Consider the following 18,345-nt stretch of genomic DNA (forward strand, 5'->3'; position numbering starts at 1 on the left):
AAGATAAGGAATTCAGTTTGCAGTAGCAGGTTTAAGTAGTACTCCAGAAAAAACCCTCCTTATTAAGGAGGGTTTTGTTATATAGTTCAGAAAAATCACTCCTTTTCTAATACGATATCAATATCATTGAGCAAACCTTCCTTATCATCCATAAGGGTTTTCCAGTCTACTTTAAAGATAACTGTTTTTCCATCCTCAGAGACTGTAGCTCCCTCTTGTGATACCGAAACCACCTTACGAGGAAAAACATATTCTAAGGTCATATAAGACTGTTCCAGCTGGGAAGTAAATTCACCCATCATTTGATCCATCATCATTTCCATTCCTAACGGTTCTTCTCCTTGACTTTGCTCTTCCGTTTCCTCATCCATTAACTCTTCCATACCTTCTTGCACTTGTTCCTTTGCTCTAGCAGGGTCTCTACGACTAAATGTAGTTCCATCATAAGCGTACAACACCTTATCCAGTGACATCAAATCATCTGCTGGATTTGGAGCTTCATCGGGGTTTTTAGATTCAGTTTTAGCCTTATTCAACACATCAGAAACTTCGTAAGCTACACGTTCTATATCGCTAAATTCAGAAAAACGTTTTTCTACGTTGATATAAAATTCACTAGTGGTCTCATCCATTTTCATGTTAAGTGTAAAATCTTTAAGACGTTCAATTTTTAACCGCTCTTCTGTAGGTAGCGCCGCAATACTATCTTTATACAACTCCAGAATTTCTGAAAAGACAATAGTTGTATCCTTTTTCTTTAATTCCTTATTAGTGTCTACCGGGCGACCTTCACTGGCAATTTGTAAAATAGAAGACATATCTATTGCTGTGGTATATGTGCCTCCCATTTGCTCATTAAAGACAATACGTTCATTTACACTACAACTCGCCACACACATAAGAACGACTACAGCTAGGCCTAGGAATAAATTCTTCATTATTTATGTTTTGTTATTTATTTGGATTGTTAAGTATTACAAGTGCGGCAATAATACCAGGCACCCATCCACAGAGCCAAAGTAAGAAAACAATAAGAATAGACCCACATCCTTTCCCGATTACTGCAAGCGGAGGGAAAAATATGGCAAGAAGCACACGCCAGAAACTCATTTTTGATTGATTTAATATTCGCCCTTGTAAAGAACGAGTTGATTGATTTATTTTTATAGGTCGTCGCCTTATGAGAATTGTTACAAGTATTTCATTTCTCGAGAGGCAGTCACTATCTTTGCCGCTTCAAAACTTACTGTATGCAACTGTCAGAACAAGAACAAGTACGCCGTCAAAAATTATCCCGCTTGCGCGAAATAGGAATCAACCCCTATCCAGCAGCGCTATATCCTGTTACTCACGCTTCCGCGAAAGCGAAAAAAGACTACTCCGAAGGTGAAAAGGTAGTAATGGCAGGACGTTTAATGTCGCGACGCATACAGGGAAATGCCTCCTTTGCCGAAATACAGGACGGAGAGGGACGCATACAGGTATATTTTAATCGCGACGAAATCTGCCCTGGAGAAGATAAGTCTAAATACAATGAGGTTTATAAAAAACTCCTAGACATAGGAGATTTTATAGGCATCGAAGGTGAAATGTTCACTACAAAAGTGGGCGAAAAGACCGTAATGGTAAAAAACTTCACCCTCCTGAGCAAATCCTTAAAACCACTACCATTACCTAAAACTGATGCCGAGGGAAATACCCACGACGGCTTTGTAGATGCAGAGATGCGCTATCGCCAGCGTTATGCAGACCTTGTGGTCAATCCGCACGTGAAGGAAGTTTTTGTAAAGCGCACAAAGCTTTTTAATGCGATGCGTAGCTTCTTTAACGAAGCTGGTTATTTTGAGGTTGAAACGCCTATTCTCCAGCCTATCGCTGGAGGTGCTGCCGCGCGTCCTTTTGTGACTCACCACAACTCGCTGGATATGCCATTATATATGCGTATTGCGAATGAACTTTACCTCAAACGACTCATCGTGGGAGGTTTTGAAGGAGTTTATGAGTTCTCAAAAAACTTTAGAAATGAAGGGATGGATCGTACGCACAATCCAGAGTTCACAGCGATGGAAATCTATGTAGCTTACAAGGACTACAACTGGATGATGGAGTTTTGTGAGCAATTGCTCGAGCATTGCGCGCTTGCCGTAAATGGCAAAACTAAGGCGACTTTTGGGAAGTACGAAGTAGATTTTAAAGCACCTTATGCCCGTGTTACGATGGCAGACAGCATAAAGCATTTTACAGGTTTTGATATCCTAGAAAAAACCGAAGATGAGATACGCACCGCCGCACAAGAGATGGGTATCGAAGTTGACCAGACTATGGGCAAAGGGAAACTTATAGATGAGATTTTTGGCGAGAAGTGTGAGGGAAATTATATCCAGCCTACGTTCATTACGGACTATCCTAAAGAAATGTCCCCGCTATGTAAAGAACACCGCGATAATCCAGAACTTACAGAACGTTTTGAGCTTATGGTATGTGGTAAAGAGATTGCAAATGCCTATTCAGAACTTAACGACCCGATAGACCAGCGCGAGCGTTTTGAAGCACAGCTTGAACTGGCAAAACGTGGTGATGACGAGGCTACCGCCTCTATAGATTATGATTTCTTGCGTTCCCTAGAATACGGAATGCCTCCTACTTCTGGAATGGGTATCGGGATGGATCGTCTTATTATGTTCCTTACCAATAACCAGTCTATACAAGAAGTGCTATTCTTCCCACAGATGAAACCTGAAAAGAAAGCGCTAGACCTTAACGAAAACGAAAAAGTCATTTATGACCTCCTTAAAAAGGAAAGCCCACAAGAACTTGGCGCACTTAAAACAGCTACTGGATTAAGTAATAAGGGCTGGGATAAAGGAATAAAAGGACTAACGAAGTTAGGAGCTGCAAAGGTTTCTAAAACGGATGACGGATTGTTTGTGGCAAAGGCAGAGTAAGTACTTGGTTAGTCCGCTTGCGCGAAAACGCAATCACGGTCTGAGTGCACTCACTTTTAACAAAAGCTGTTTAGTCAAATCAAAATTATGATTGTAAATATTGGGACTGGATGTGATTTACTGAGCTTCACTAAAATAAGATGGATTTATGATTCTTAAAATGAATAGGATATACGCTCAACTTTTAACTATTATAGTTATCATCACTTTATTCTCTTGTAAGCAGGAGGATAAGGTTGTTGTTGTAGATGACAAAGCACCAATAGGAAGCACAAAAAAGATGGTGGACGAATTAAAATCCATCGCACTCGATGAGAGTAATATTAATATATGGCACTTGAATAAATTGAGGGCTAATGCTATTGATAACAGCCTCAAAACAACCCAAGATCCAGGACAATTTATAAGCCTCACTTTCAAATCTGGAACAGAATGGCTCAATTCTGGTAATTATGACCTAGCTATAGAAAGATTCAGTTCTATCCTAGCCTATGTAGAGAACAGAAAGATGAAACTTCCAGAAGATGCTTCTTACACGATAAAAGAGATGTTAGGAATGGCATATTTACGCAAAGCTGAGATTGAAAACTGTTTACAGAATCACAATGCCTTCTCGTGCATTGTTCCTATAGAAAAAGAGGGGCAGCATGTTAAAAGAGATGGCGCCGAAAATGCACTCAAAATTTTTAGAGATCTGCTCAGTCTTAAAGATGCAAAATGGCAAACAAAATGGTTGTATAATATCACCCACATGACTTTGGGAAGTTATCCCTCTGGAGTAGAGAAAGAATATTTAATAAGTGAATCTATATTCAAATCTGATGTAAACATCCCTAGATTTAACGACGTTGCAATGTCTCTAGGAGTAGCCGTAAATGATATTTCTGGAAGTGTTGTAATGGATGATTTTAATAATGATGGTTATCTAGATCTCATGGTGAGCTCCTATGGCCTTAATGACCAACTACGCTACTTTCAGAATGACACAAAAGGTGGATTTACTGACCGCACGGAAACCTCTGGACTCAATGGACTTTGGAGTGGATTAAATATGGTCCAAGCAGATTATGATAATGACGGATGGATAGACGTTTTGGTCCTGCGTGGAGCTTGGCTCGGTAAGGATGGTAATCATCCTAATTCTTTACTTAGAAATAATGGTGATGGTACTTTTAAGGATGTGACAAGGGAGAGTGATCTCTACACCAAGTATCCAAGTCAAACGGCTAGTTGGGCAGATTTTAACAATGATGGATGGATTGACCTATTTATAGGTAATGAACATACTCAAAACAATAAGGCTCCTAGTCAACTGTTTCAAAACAATGGAGACGGCACCTTCACAAATGTCGCTCTAGAAAAAGGCATCGCTCTAGAGCATTTTATTAAAGGCTGTGTATGGGGAGATTATAATAACGATGGCCTTCCAGACCTCTATGTTTCTTTAATAAATGAAGAAAACAAGCTTTTTAAAAATGGTGGTCCCGATAAGGATTTTAAATTTACAGACGAGGCTCTAACTTCCAAGACTAGCGGACCCGAACGCAGTTTTCCTTGTCTCTTTTTTGATTTTAATCAGGACGGATGGGAAGATATATTTGTAAGTGGTTTTGACTTTGGACAGTTTGAATCTGCTGCAGGCGAAGTTGCTAAAGATTATCTGGGACTACCTCACAAAGCAGAACTTCCAAAACTATATGAAAACAATAGGGACGGAACATTTAAAGATATAACTACTAGTGCTAATATTGATAAGGTGCTATTTACTATGGGTTGTAATTTTGGCGATCTTAATAATGACGGCTTTCCTGATTTATATGCCGCTACCGGAACACCTGATTTTAGAGCAATAATCCCAAATAGGATGTTCTTAAACAGCGCAGGTAAGGAATTTTTAGATGTAACATCTGCAGGAGGATTTGGTCATTTACAAAAAGGTCACGGTGTTGCCTTTGGAGACCTAGATAGTGATGGTGACCAAGATGTGTATAATGTTCTCGGAGGATCCTACGATGGAGATAACTTTATGAATACATTATACCTTAACCCAGGAAATGAGAATAACTGGCTCAAACTAAAACTTATAGGTACTACTTCCAATAAAGCAGCAATAGGAGCTAGAGTAAAAGTAACCGCAGTCAACAAACAGGGTCTTGAGCGAGATTTTTACAGAACAGTTAATTCAGGAGGGAGTTTTGGAGCAAATCCTCTATTGATTGAATTAGGTCTTGAGAAATATGATAAAATTGTCAGTATCGAGATAAAATGGCCAGGGGACACAGCTTCACAAATCTTAGAGGATGTCGAAATCAACAGCTATATAAAAGTAATACAAGGAAATGAACAAACTGAGGTTATGAAGATAGCTCCCCTTGACTTTAATAAAAGTGAACATAAGCACAGTTAATGTTTTTCCCAATGTCATTTTTTACTAAAAAATAATCGAGGAACGATCAGGTATTCCTTCAATTAAAAAAGTAGCTCATAATACAGAAACATTTTTAAAGAGGTAGGGCGAGTGTAGAACAATTTATTTCAATAATTAATTACTTATTATCATTTATCCACACAAATTTTCAGAATTATAAAATAATTTTGTCTAATTCGATCCTACACAAATTAAAAGCATTATAAATTCTGTTTTAAGCATCTACAAGTAAGGTTCCTACATAATTGCGGACTGAGCGTGTATGAAAACTAAAAATCAAATCATCTTTGACGGAGAATGCAATCTTTGTAATGGTGTAGTAGGATGGCTGCTTAAGTTTGCTCCTAAGCAATATTTTGAGTTTATACCCTTTCAATCTCCTAAAGGACAACAAATTCTTTTAAAAATCGGAAAATCTACCGAGCAATTGGATACTGTTATACTCATAGACCCCGATGGATATCACACCCATAGCGATGGTTTTCTCAGAATTGTTTCAAAAATCCCTAGGTGGCAACGAGTCGCCGCATTACTTGCATTTATTCCGAGAATGTTTAGGGACTACGTTTATCGCACGGCTTCACGCAATCGAGTTAGATGGTTTGGAAAGTCTAAAACCTGTACTATAAATTTACAACGCCCCTAGTAATCATAATACCAATTGAACAAATCTGTTCTAAAACCAAAATTCACCCAAACTGTATTTGTATCAAAGGTCATAGCTGTTTGCGTCTCCGCCTTAAAATCTCTAAAGATAGGATTAACATACACTTTTAGATTTGTAGCTGGATTAAGCAAGTAACCTAATTCTAAATCTGCATAAAAGGAGTCTACTCTGTTTCCTTGAAAGAATTCAATACCCTCATCACTTGGTCTATTTTCATCGTTTCCATAAATGCTTCCGCCAAAGTAGGTCTCATCTATATCCCCTATTTCAAAACCTCTGGTTCCTAAGATAATTTTTGCGCTTCCGTACCACCTCTCATTTTCGTAACGCGCAATCGCAATGGCCTCTTTAAAATTTGCGCCCCATTGGTGTGCTAGTGATTGATTATTGTGTCCGTAATTGAGTTGTATCTCATTATTAGAATATACGTACGGCCGGACCTGATTGTACTCTGCTTGTAAGGTCAAATTTGGAACACCAAAGGCGTCGTAGTATTTAACTCCTACTTGGAATCCTTGTTTGTTTTTATAGCTCTGGTTACCGCTAAAAACATCTGCTCCAGAAAACTCATCTATGACGATTTGACCATAAGCATTAACACTATTACTGAACTTGTATTTTCCAGTAAGTCCTATTAAGGCATTACCACCTCTAGAACCTGTGGAGAACTCAATCGCACGATAAAAAATAACTGGGTTTAGATAATTAAAATCAAACCCACGACCATTATCATTCTCCCAAATTACAGACTCAAAAAGACCAATGTTAAGTCGTTTTGAAACGTTGTAACTCAAATAATGGTTAGCCATATACTTTGCACGAAAGGAACCATCTTCTACCACTTCTGGTCTCACGTCTCTTAACGACGTCCAAGTATTTGTGTATTTTATTTTCCAGAAAGAGGTATTTAACTTTATAAAAGGGAAATAACTTGAATTATCGCTTAAAAGTAGCGATCGGTATCCGTCTCCCACAAATTGCTTACCATGCCCTAGCTGAATATTAAAAAATGAGCTTGGTGTATATGATACGTAACCTTCTGCAGCAGGGTAGTCAAAATCTCCATTTCGCCCCTCTTTTGCGATTCCACGTCCCGGGATGATGGCCGGATTTCCGCCGTCAGGTCTCAAGGATATTGCGAAGTCATTGTAGTATTGCGCAAAGCGTCCTTGACTTTCATAAACCGCAGCAAAAAAATTAAGTTTTTTCCCGAGTCCTCCTTGCACAAAGACTGCTCTTGTGTTATTATAAGTGTAATCGTTTACTTTATTCTCATCAGTTTCATACCCTAACTGTAGGTCTGCAGCGGGGTCTAACGTAAACCAATAGCCGTCACCCTGCACGCGTAGCATATGCTCGTCAAAGAATTTTCGACCCAACCACGATTTTCGATTTTTGGAAAGCGCATTTGCCTTTTCTTCGAAGTTATAATATGGATTTACGGTTTCGTATAAAAATGGCTTACTTCCCGTGTGACTGTTTGTACCTACTCGATTTAATTGCGCATCAAAACGGCTATAGACTTGATGCGAGAAAGGAATGTTCAACTGGCTCGCATATTTATTTTGCCTATTAAATTCTTGATTTTTAATAGCATCATATTCTTCGTCTAGCGCATTGAGTTTAGTTGCTGCTGGTAATGTTGTGTCGGTTTTTAGTATTGGGGGTTCCGCTTTCGCGAAAGCGGACTCATCCTCATTTTTATACGTACCAATTACATTCCTATCTAACGGTATCTTAACAGGCATCGTAAATTGCATATATGCCGGCTCCGAATTATAGGTCGCGTGCTCAATTTTAGGAAGAGCATCAAAAACGGTTTGCATAGCATCCTTAAGCTCTTGATATACTGCCTCGGTGTGGAGTAGTTTAAATGCTCCTTTTTTAGTCACTTCAAAAAGTACAACCATCTGACCATCGTATTGCTCCTCAGTCACCTTTTCTGGCACTTCCAGATTGTTTACTACAAAAGAAATAAGTGTCTGGTTAAAACATTCTGGCAACTGTGCAATTGGGGTAGTTTTACACTCTGGGAAAACGGGATACTTTTCATAGTCGCTCAACGTGACCTGACTCATTAGTGTAGGTGCTATAAAATAAGCAAATAGAAGGAATAGGGATGTGCGCATCATAGTAGGTGTAGTGCATTTCTGGGTGAAAGATAGGCAATTTTAACGCAAAATTTATAGGATAGCGATCTGCCAGAAATGAAAAAGACCAAAAGAAAAAGACACGCTTGCTCTTTCTTTTGGCCCTGTTTTATGTTAAAGAAAACAATCTAATTGTCTACTCTAAAGGATATCGGTAAAGAATAAATAACATTTACTGGAACACCTCTTTGCTTTCCTGGCTGCATTACCGGAAGGAGATTTATAACTCTACTAGCCTCCTTATCTAGGGCAGGATGCGGAGCTCTTGTTCTAACATCTGTCACCCGTCCCGTTTTGTCTACCTTGAACTGTACAAAGACTTTATTTACACCGGTAAGACCAGCATCATCACCTACAGAGGTGTTAAATTTCCTACTAACGAGTTTAGATATTTTCTCACTCATACAGTCCTTACGCTCTGTATTAGTTTTTAGACCTTCACATCCAGGATATACAGGAACAAACTCTACAGCGACAAAGGGAACATCATCGACGGGAGTTGTGATTTCCGTGATTTCTATTACCTCAACCTCTGATGGCCTAATTGGCTCATCTGTAGGCTCTGTATCTGGAAACAAATCATTTTCTAGATCTTTAGTATGATTATCGTCTATGATAAATGTTTCTGGTTCTTGTAGTGCTGGAGGCTGCTCTACAAACTCTTTAATCTCCTGTTTTGGCTCTTCGACCACTACAACTTCTGCCCACTCAGGATTTTCTAGATTGTACTCAATTGTGGGAGCTGCTTGTGCCTTTACAGGCATACGCATCTCAATAAAGACAATGCACACAAGGAGCGTTAAGATTAACCCAATCTGAAAGTGTAGCGTGGGATTTCTCTTTAAATTTGCATCGGTTTTGCGTGTTGTTGTGTAAGCACTGTTTTGACGAACGGTCTTACTTTCTTTTGATTTTTTCATAAGAAAAGGTTTTAAAAATGTTGAACAATTTTTATAACACTTCAACAAGCATACCAAAACAAGAAAACCCGATCGCTATGCGACCGGGTTTTCCATTTTATATTAAATAAGACTTAGTCTTCTACTTTAAAAGTAATAGGTAAAGAGTAAAGCACTCCTACTGGCTTTCCTCGCTGTTTCCCAGGAGTCATTTTAGGTAATAATCTGATCACACGCTCAGCTTCTTTCTGAAGACGTGGGTGTGGCGCTCTAGATTGAATATTTGTGATATTACCACTCTTATCAATCTTAAACTGAACAAAGATTTTATTAATCCCGCTAAGCCCAAGCTCTCCACCTAATTCAGTATTAAACTTTCTATTTACGAGCTTACTTACTTTCTCACTCATACAGGCCTTACGATCATTGTTATTCTTCATAGACTCACATCCAGGAAAAATAGGCACATTCTCGATTACGGCAAACGGCACATCTGCAATTTCTTCTTCTTCTTCTGCAACCTCTACTTCTTCTACCTCAACGATTTCTTCGTCTTGGGAGGTTTCGGTAGACTCAATTACGGTTTCTTCTATTTCTTCCTCATCCTCAACTACCTCAATAATTTCCGGCGCTGGTGGTGGTGGTGGTGGTGGCGGTGGAGGTGGTGGTGTATTTAACTCAACGATTGGGATATCTTCATCGTCTAAATCTAGTGAGATTTGCGTTGTGTTAATTCCAGAATCATCATAGTTCTTATACTCGATAACTTGCCAAGCGACAAATAACATCACGATAAGACCTAGTTGAAAGAACAACAAGCTTCTCCTAGATAGGTCTGCTTTTGGATTTTTCTTCGGTTCCATAATTTTGTTTAATTGAGAGCCCTAAAAATAGGTAATTATTTATCTAAAATAAAACTAAAACTTAGATTTGAGTGACTCAATATTGTTAATAAATAGGTGAAGTACTAGTACACCCAGTAAAACACCTGTCGTGTTTGCGAGAATATCCCATCCATCTGGAGTTCGATAATCTGTTAGCAGTCCTTGACATACTTCAATTATAATGCCATAAGCAACAGCTACGACGGCGGTTATGGTCATAATTTTTCTTAAGGACATCATCTTTTTCTTTCCTACTAGATCGCGTCTCACAAAAAGTTGCCATACTGACCATAACAAAAAAAGACCAAAGTAAGCAACGAGATGCATTACCTTATCCATAGATTGAAACGGTCTATCTACAATGGTAACAGGTTTTATAAGCGAACCCATTGTAAGCGCTACGGTATATAGAAGCGCAAGAAACAAAATAAAATTACGCCCCAATGAGCTCGCCATAAGCAGCTGCATCAAGTAGTTCTTCTATCTCGCTTGGAGTACTTATTTTAACTTTTACCATCCAGCCATCACCATAAGGATCACTATTTACAGTCTCTGGAGCATCTTCTAGTGCTTCGTTAAAAGCGATAATCTCTCCTGATAAAGGAAGAAACAAATCAGATACTGTTTTTACAGCTTCTACTGTCCCAAAAACTTCATCTTTTTCGAGAGTCTCATCTAGTGTTTCTACCTCTACATAGACAATATCGCCTAGTTCTCCTTGTGCAAAAGCAGTAATTCCTACGGTTGCTACATCCCCTTCCAGACGCACCCACTCGTGGTCTTTTGTATATTTAAGTTCTGCAGGTATGCTCATTATAATGTATTATTAAGATTAGTTATTAGGTTGAGTACGCTTTCGCGAAAGCGTAAATTTAAACATTATTAATTCCCAAAGTTGTATCGTAATGTAATTCCAGAGCGAATTGTCGTTTGAGGAAATGCTGTCGATATTTTATATGTGGAAAACGTATGATCGTAAAAGAATAGGGCTGTGAGATTTTTACTTAGAGCATAATCTGCCGTAAATCGTAATCCATAAATATCTTGCCCAGCAGTTGTCTGGCTGTTATCAATATCAAGATAGCGTATAATGGTCTCGTTGCGTCTCAATGAAAAATCTGCTTTAAAGTTCAGATCGCTCTTTAGTATTGTACGTTTTCCTCCAAAATTAGTTGCAAATGTGAGATCCTTTACACGGTATCCTAGTCCAAGAATATACTCATCACCTTTAATCTCTGTCATCAGGTTATTGTCAAAACTTAAACCTAATGCTCTATCTCTCTTTACTTCGGCTAAGATTTTTACAGAATTTTTCATTTCAAAATCCAATCTCACTAGCGGTGTAAATTGTTCGGTTAGTGTAACATTACTAAATAGATTTCTATTTAGGAAATTACCCGCTTGATCCGTTTGAGCTGTTTCTGGTTGAAAATCGGTACTACGGTCAAATGCTAAGTTGGTTTGAAATTGATTTATGGTATAACCAGCAGTGTAGCCGTGTTGTACTGAAAAACGCTTAAATCTCTTTTTAAACCATTTTAACTTCATTAATCCGGTATACTTGACATTCCAGTTAGGAAGCGGAATATCACGTAGCGGTCCGAGTTTTACATCTCCAGCGTCTTTTCCAGTATAAGCAGATACAAATGCCGGTAATAGTACCGCTTGATTTGTTCTGCCAAAACCGACTGGATAACCATCTGCGTCACGCTCAAAGGTTGTATTACCGTAAAAATTTTCGGCAAGTCTGTTTGCAACTGTCAATCTATTTTCTCTAAACTGATCAAACGCTTGAGAAACCTCTCCTGTACTCTGACTAAAGGCGGTTCCTATTAAAAGAGTTGAAATATTAAAGTTACCAAAAACATTTCCAGTAAGTGACTCATATTCTAAAGTCTCAGGATCGACACGGAAATTCTCTTGATAGCTTTCTTGATAAACTCTATTGAAATTAAGGTCAATATCCAAGTCTGGAATCAATCCTATTCTAGCCTGCGCATCAAATCTTCTATTCTCAACTTCACGATACTGTTGGTTAAAGTCTTGGAAAAGTGTTAACCACCCATTACGAGCCGCGAGCTCACGTACTTCTTGCTGACTTCCAAAGACAAAACCAGCTGTAGGGCGAAGAGTTCCTCCAAAACCGATGCTCTGCGTATACCCTGGAAGGTAAATACCGTTATCTTCTTGATAATTGAATTGTATACGTTTTAATGCAGTTGCGAGCCCTATTCCAGTATTTAATGCTCTATCGCCTCCACTTAATCCGTTTGTTGTTCCTTCTTCTTGTGAACCTTCACCTCTTGTACTTTGTACTCCTGATAAACCGTTGGATTTATCATTTCCTTTTTCTGCTCCATCATCTGCAGAAGGCACACCTTTACTTCTGTCTGTTTTAGACTGCGAAGTAGCTCTTTTTTTCTTCTTTTTAACCAGGCCTACATACTTGTAGAGGTTTTCCATATCCAAAGTACCATTAATGGCGTGGGTGTTTCCATTTTCTATAAAATTACCTAGATCTGGAACTTGCTCTATAGACCCATCAGGGTTCTGGATTTCGAGGTTTTCAAATTGTTGCGATCCACGTTGCCATCTAAAATTAGCTGTGTACGAATACTCTGCTGTAATCCAACTTAAGAATGGGATTTTTTCAAAGGGAAGGGTGTAGTTTGCTTGTAACGTCTGGAAGTGTGTATTAGGCTCTCCTATATCAAAGAACCCATCATAAATACCAAATCCCTCGAGAGCTACCTGCTCTCCATCTTCACCTTGTCCTAAGAAAAGAGGCGTACCGTCTTCTCCAAGGTAATTTCTTACGATACGGTTGTGTGACATATCATAATTAAGTCTCAATGATTTTGTTACGGGAAAATTTACACTGTATGCCCAATCAAAAAGGTAATTACGTTGGAACAACTTAGGTATTCCTAAGAAGCCTTCTTCTGCATTAATATCTCTAAATTGCTGTTGATTAAATTGTCTTGTAATATTAGAACTTACAGCAATATTTGAGGGTAAATAATTAAAATTGAAATCCTTTAGGGCTTTCCAATATTTTCCAGTAAAGAGAGAGTCATTCTTCTTAAATGGCTCTACAGGCTTAGGCTGGAAGCTATGGTTATATACTGCACCCGCCCTGACATTTTGATCTCTTGATTGCTCAATCTCAAAGTCTTTATGATCTGTCTGATTGTATGAATACGAGAGCGTGATATTTTCAATATCATAAAATTTAGGCTTCTTATCACCTGTGCGATCTTTACGAACACCTATAAAATTAATACTCTTCCGTCTTGTATAATCTATGGATTGTCCTTCAATCTGGTCTCTTTCTTCTTGTGTAGCTGCATTATCTAGACGCGTTTGAAGTTCAATATCTTTAAATTCAGGATCATACTGAGGTGTAATAATTTCTTCACCTATTGCATAATTAAATGGCAACTGGATTCCCCATTTATTGGGAAGTAATTGTCCCAGATTTACGTTTGTCACAACATCATATTGTTGGACGTCTTCTAGACTTCGCTCACTTGGTCCTTGTTCAATACCTCCGAAGCCTGTAGTACTCATTCTTCCTGTTGCTGAGACATCTGCAAAATCTGCAATATTACCATCCATATTGACGATTGCAGCCCAGCCACCTTCATTATTTAAATCTACTAGGCGTAATTCATTAAACCAAACCTCACCTCCTATTTCTTGAGTTCTAACAGTATTACCATTTTTAACACCTAACATTATAGTTCTGATATCCCCAAAACTTGGAAGTCCTTTGATCCCAATACGCTGTTGACCAACTTCATAACTCACATTTTCCGAGTTCTGAATAAGCGCTCCATTACTGTCAAAGAAGGCAATTCCATTAGGATCTAAATCTGGATTATCTGTATTTCCAGGTATCTCTTGCACTAAGTTTATTGTACCACCACGTGCAATAGACTTTATTGTTGCTAGTAGATCGAGATCTAACTCGAGATTATTAACCTCTGGCCAAATTTGATTATCCGATGTCTCTCCAAAATCTGTAAATTGTAATGGCACTTCAATCTGATAAAAGTTTTCTGTTATATCAGTACCTATTCTAATAAATGCAACTAACTCACCATCATCTGCTATAGAACCTAAGGCAAAACGCTCTGCATGCAAGAACATCTCCAGTCTTTTATACTGGCGCATATCTAAGTTGAAGTTTTTATATACTCCTCTAGAATCCCCTCCTTCTAGGTTATTTACTCTTAGGGATAGGGATTGCTCGTTCTGTCGTATGTTGTTATTGTTATTATTAAGTTGCTCTCGCTGTACACCAGGGGGAAGGACATAAGGTATCGGGGTGCGTGTTTCATTTGCCTGAATATTCACAGCTGCAGTTTCAAACAAAGTTCCATCATCCTCGGGATTATCGTTTACATCCGTGTCTAATGTCTGAACGTATCTTCGGTAATCACCGCGTACAAGATCCAGTGTTCCAAAACGTAATGTAGTCTGCTCTGTAAATTCGCTCATAAACATACGCATAAAACGTACATTCCTGAGGTTGGGGCTATTTATAAGATCTGTAGCCTGACTAACAGGAACACGGAACTGAACCCAGCGCACAGGTATTTGAGTCTGATTTTGTGTGGTTACAGTTAACTCACGAACATCACTTACAAACTCGTTCTCAATGTTTAGATTATTTCTGTTTATTTCTAATTCATACTGAAAATAGGAATCTACGGTGTTCATAGTATTATCCCTATTTACATCTTCTACATCTGGTACAGTCGTTGAACCTCTATTAGTTTGACCAACGTCAACAGGGCTGTTTCCTTGTTGTCCATTATATTGCTTATAACGTTCTAAAATACCACCAGAAGCATTTAAGAAAAAATCAAAGTTGTCTCCCGCGGGATCTGGTAAACTTGAGAACTCTGGAAACATTACTGCCTCCTGTGCATCATCAAGCCCATCATAACCCACATCTTGATTTGTTCTAGCTTGACCCTCTGTATCAAAAGTATAAACTAAAGCTTGGTTAGTAGGAACTTTACCCCATATCGTAGGAGAAGTATCCTCTATTCCACCATCCTCGGGAAGACCATTTTCGTATTGCTTTCGCCCATCTTTTAAAATATCTTCAGAGATACTTCCTAAGTTAAATGTTAACTTTCCTCCTTGATTACCAGAGTTCTCATCGTATATAAATGGGTCCATTAACCAAAACTCTATAAACTCAACATTAGACTGCTCAAAATCTGTAGAGGTAAGCTGTCTCATTATCCCACCAAAATTTTGACCTGGAGTTGTAATTATTCCATCTTGAGCATCTGTACTATAGTTGTATGCACCACGCTCCGTAGGATAATAGGCTAAATCCAGAGTAAACAAAGCTTGTGTCTGTCCAGCAACAATATCTTGTTGAGGAAAAATCTCATCTCTAAACACCCTACGAGTGGCAAAGCTGGATAAATCTGCATCCGAAATATCATCAGGTCTCTGGCTATTATAAAAAATTGGGTCTATCGTATACCAAGCTAATTTTGATCTTCTAAAACCAGAAGCGATATCTGTGTTAGACAACTCTCCGCCAAATCCAATGGGCGCAGATGATAAAAACCATTGTAAAGGTGCGCTCACATCGATACTTGTTTGCGATCCTTCAAAGTCATCTACATAAGACGTTGCCTCCCCTTGAAAATCTGTTCCCTTAGGCTGTCCTGGCAATAAATATGCGATTTCTCCTCTCACAGAAAAATTTGATGGAGCATCGGTATCTATATTAGGAAGCTTATTTGCAAGACGGGTTAAGAATGGAACCTCGGTTGAATATTGTGCTTGTAGACCTACGATAGTATTATTTATAGGTTCAAAGCTATACGTCGCCTTTTGTGTAAGCGGTCTTTCGTTTAAGTTCAAGAAAGTACCTCCGACTATGAAATTCTCGTTAAAAGTATGCTCGATATTAATTCCTGTAAAACGTTTGTTCTGCTGCCCAAAGGTTGCATTGTTTTCAACTCTCGCTGTAATTGGAATTCCTGAAGCTTCAAGAGACTTATCAAGAAGAATCACTCTCCCCAACTGGTAATTAACAGTATAATCCAGCCCTTCTACAAGTTGTCTTCCTCCGGCTGTTACAACAACAGAACCTTGAGGCACATTAAATGCCCCTAATGGTATTCCTTGCTCTGCCGTAGTTTTAAATCTACCCTTTAAGGCAAATTTATTTTTTTCGGCATTGTCTCTAGCGATCGTTTTTGTAGAGGTATATAACGTTTTGTAAACATATTCTCGCTGGTTGGAATTATAAGTAGCAAGCTCGCTATCCATCCCATCCATATTATCATCATAATCTTCGGTGGGACTCGTTCTGAGCTTGTCAAAAAGGTATTCCCCAAACGGTTCTACCGAAGTAAAGATGATACTTCCATTTTCAACCTTTACAGTAGTTCCTGGAACAAAATCAAAAAACCCGTCACCTCCAGTTTGTGGATCTCCAAAAGTGGTTAATCTATCTAAGTTGAAAACCCTTAAGAGTGAGGTGCCAGAAACATCATCAGGCAACTCATCTGGTCCGACCTGTTGAATGTAATTAAGCGGGGCAGGATCTGCGTAAACAATATTCATCCTAAAACCTTCTTGCTCTAGATTAAATGCACCAATAGGGTATATGTTTTTCATCATAAGGTCCCAAATAGGCTCATTTACATTAATAAGGTTAGACTTTAACATTTTAACAACTAAGTTCTGAGGACTTCCTATTTGTCCTGCCGGAATCACCGTATCTAGAATTCCGTTGCCGTCTCTATCCTGTCCTTGAACAACTCCATTTATACTAGCATCTGCGCTGTCCGTAATATTATCATTATCTACATCCGCACCTCCCACAAATTCAACATCTACCTCATCTGGCACTCCATTATTATTTACATCTGCACGAGCTCCTGTGGTTGCTTCGATACCATCATTTGCAAATTCTCCTACTTGAAAAACTTTTCCATTAACGGTATACTGGAAGGCAACTCCGAGAATTTCATCATTATTTAATCTCTGATTGAGCGAGATATAACCTAAACGTGGATTTAAATCATATTGATTAGGCTGTAGTTTCCTTGCGTTTTCCAAGAGTGCATAATCAACACCATCATTAACCTGTACTGAACCAAACCCTTGTTCTAAACTGGCGATATCCCTTATGTCATTTGTGAGAACTGACTGTATAGACCCATTATCAATACCGAAGGGGTTAAAATCATTATTTGCATTATCAGGAAAGGCATTAGGATCATTTACATTAATAAATCCTGATGGAATTACATCTAGACCAATGTTTGAAGGATTAGATTCTCCTATGTCCTGAATCGCCACAATATTACGCGCATTGTCAGTTAAATTCTGACGATTAGTTACCCAAACCTCAACCCTTGTAACCTGTACGTTTGAGTTTTCAAACGGATAATTTGCAAGTGTACGATCATAAGTATCTCTAAAGTAATGCGACAAGAAGAAGTGGCGGTCTTCGTCATAATCTAGGGCAAATACTTCGAAATCCTGAACTGTAGCACCACCTTCTGCAGTTACCGTTCTGGGTTGTGACCTGCTTTCTGAAAAAGCTGCAGTAACTCTTGTCTTACCGAACTGAAGTTCTGTCTTAACACCAAAGAGACTCTGCGAACCTTGAATGAGGGCACTATTGAGAGGCATACTAATATTACCCACCTCAATTTTCTGAATGATATCATCTTCTGTAGGCGTGTATTCTAATTTTATTTGATTTTGGAAATCAAAAGTCGACTCCGTATCATAGTTTGCCGTTATCTGTAAACGCTCTCCTACCTTCCCAAGTAAACTTAGACTAATTCTTTGGTCAAAATCGAATGAAATTCTTTCCCTATTTCTAGGAGAAAAAGATGGGTTATCTTGTTTCGTATACAATAATCCAAGATCCATCTCAACAGATCCCTGTGGGATCAACTCGATCTTATCTCCTCCAAAAATGGATTGAAACAACTCGCTTTTTACATAAAAATTAGGAAGTAAATTTTTCTGCCCATCCTGTCCTTCGTCTGTTCTTCCATCTAAAGCAGCAATTTTATCTTTAAAATACTTCTTCATTTGTTCCTCACGTACACGACGTTCAAACTCAGCGGGAGTAAGAATAAGCGGATAATCTATATTGAAACTTCCCAGCTTTTGCGTGTAGATATAACGATCTAGCAAGGGGTCATAAGTATAAACAGATTGTATACTGCTGGGATCAGGGAGCTCCAGTCGCCCCATCGAAAATCCAGTTTTAGTACTGTCTTGTGCTGTATTGTTTTCTTCATCTTGTGCTATTGCGGCAGTACTGCTTAAAAAAAGAAGTATACCTGCACAATTTAAAATCCTACGTAAAG

Annotated in this window: 11 protein-coding genes; 3 read left to right on the top strand and 8 right to left on the bottom strand. The window is 38.6% G+C overall.

The features are described 5' to 3' along the window. Nucleotides 1-95: 95 nt before the first annotated feature. Both EAX61_RS13115 and EAX61_RS13120 read right to left on the bottom strand, forming a co-directional pair. Nucleotides 96-938 carry a hypothetical protein gene (locus EAX61_RS13115; RefSeq protein WP_121918162.1) on the bottom strand — a complete coding sequence of 281 codons (843 nt, stop codon included), beginning with the start codon at nt 936-938 and terminating at the stop codon, nt 96-98. A 13-nt stretch (nt 939-951) separates the two neighbouring features. Further along, entirely contained in the window at nt 952-1,110 is a 159-nt protein-coding gene (locus EAX61_RS13120) for a YqaE/Pmp3 family membrane protein (RefSeq protein WP_121918163.1), read from the bottom strand. Between the two features lie 140 nt (nt 1,111-1,250). Between EAX61_RS13120 and lysS the strand changes: the two genes are divergently transcribed. From lysS to EAX61_RS13135, 3 genes are all read left to right on the top strand, one after another. Next, a complete protein-coding gene (gene lysS / locus EAX61_RS13125) occupies nt 1,251-2,945 on the top strand; it encodes a lysine--tRNA ligase (RefSeq protein ID WP_121918164.1) in 1,695 nt (564 codons plus the stop codon). 160 nt (nt 2,946-3,105) lie between these two features. Then, nucleotides 3,106-5,352 (top strand): CRTAC1 family protein, encoded by a 2,247-nt coding sequence (locus EAX61_RS13130; RefSeq protein WP_161555235.1) that lies wholly within the window; start codon nt 3,106-3,108, stop codon nt 5,350-5,352. 283 nt (nt 5,353-5,635) lie between these two features. After that, nucleotides 5,636-6,019: a thiol-disulfide oxidoreductase DCC family protein gene (locus tag EAX61_RS13135; protein ID WP_121918166.1), complete on the top strand. Its 384-nt coding sequence runs from the start codon at nt 5,636-5,638 to the stop codon at nt 6,017-6,019. On the opposite strand, the gene EAX61_RS13140 is transcribed toward EAX61_RS13135, so the two are convergent. From EAX61_RS13140 to sov, 6 genes are all read right to left on the bottom strand, one after another. Continuing rightward, nucleotides 6,016-8,172 (bottom strand): gliding motility protein RemB, encoded by a 2,157-nt coding sequence (locus tag EAX61_RS13140; RefSeq protein WP_347337927.1) that lies wholly within the window; start codon nt 8,170-8,172, stop codon nt 6,016-6,018. The genes EAX61_RS13135 and EAX61_RS13140 overlap by 4 nt on opposite strands. A gap of 146 nt (nt 8,173-8,318) precedes the next feature. Next, on the bottom strand, nt 8,319-9,110 hold the full coding sequence (locus tag EAX61_RS13145; RefSeq protein WP_236642045.1) for an energy transducer TonB: 792 nt from the start codon (nt 9,108-9,110) through the stop codon (nt 8,319-8,321). Between the two features lie 113 nt (nt 9,111-9,223). Further along, complete coding sequence (locus tag EAX61_RS13150) at nt 9,224-9,952, bottom strand: energy transducer TonB (RefSeq protein WP_121918167.1); 729 nt, start codon at nt 9,950-9,952, stop codon at nt 9,224-9,226. Nucleotides 9,953-10,006: 54 nt separating this feature from the next. Further along, complete coding sequence (locus EAX61_RS13155; RefSeq protein WP_161555236.1) at nt 10,007-10,429, bottom strand: VanZ family protein; 423 nt, start codon at nt 10,427-10,429, stop codon at nt 10,007-10,009. Further along, nucleotides 10,407-10,787: a glycine cleavage system protein GcvH gene (gene gcvH / locus EAX61_RS13160; RefSeq protein WP_121918169.1), complete on the bottom strand. Its 381-nt coding sequence runs from the start codon at nt 10,785-10,787 to the stop codon at nt 10,407-10,409. The genes EAX61_RS13155 and gcvH overlap by 23 nt, the downstream gene beginning before the upstream one ends. A 68-nt stretch (nt 10,788-10,855) precedes the next feature. Beyond that, on the bottom strand, nt 10,856-18,316 hold the full coding sequence (sov, locus tag EAX61_RS13165; protein WP_236642048.1) for a T9SS outer membrane translocon Sov/SprA: 7,461 nt from the start codon (nt 18,314-18,316) through the stop codon (nt 10,856-10,858). Nucleotides 18,317-18,345: the final 29 nt, after the last annotated feature.

It is taken from the genome of Dokdonia sinensis (genome assembly GCF_003688895.1).
Taxonomy (GTDB): Bacteria; Bacteroidota; Bacteroidia; order Flavobacteriales; family Flavobacteriaceae; genus Dokdonia; species Dokdonia sinensis.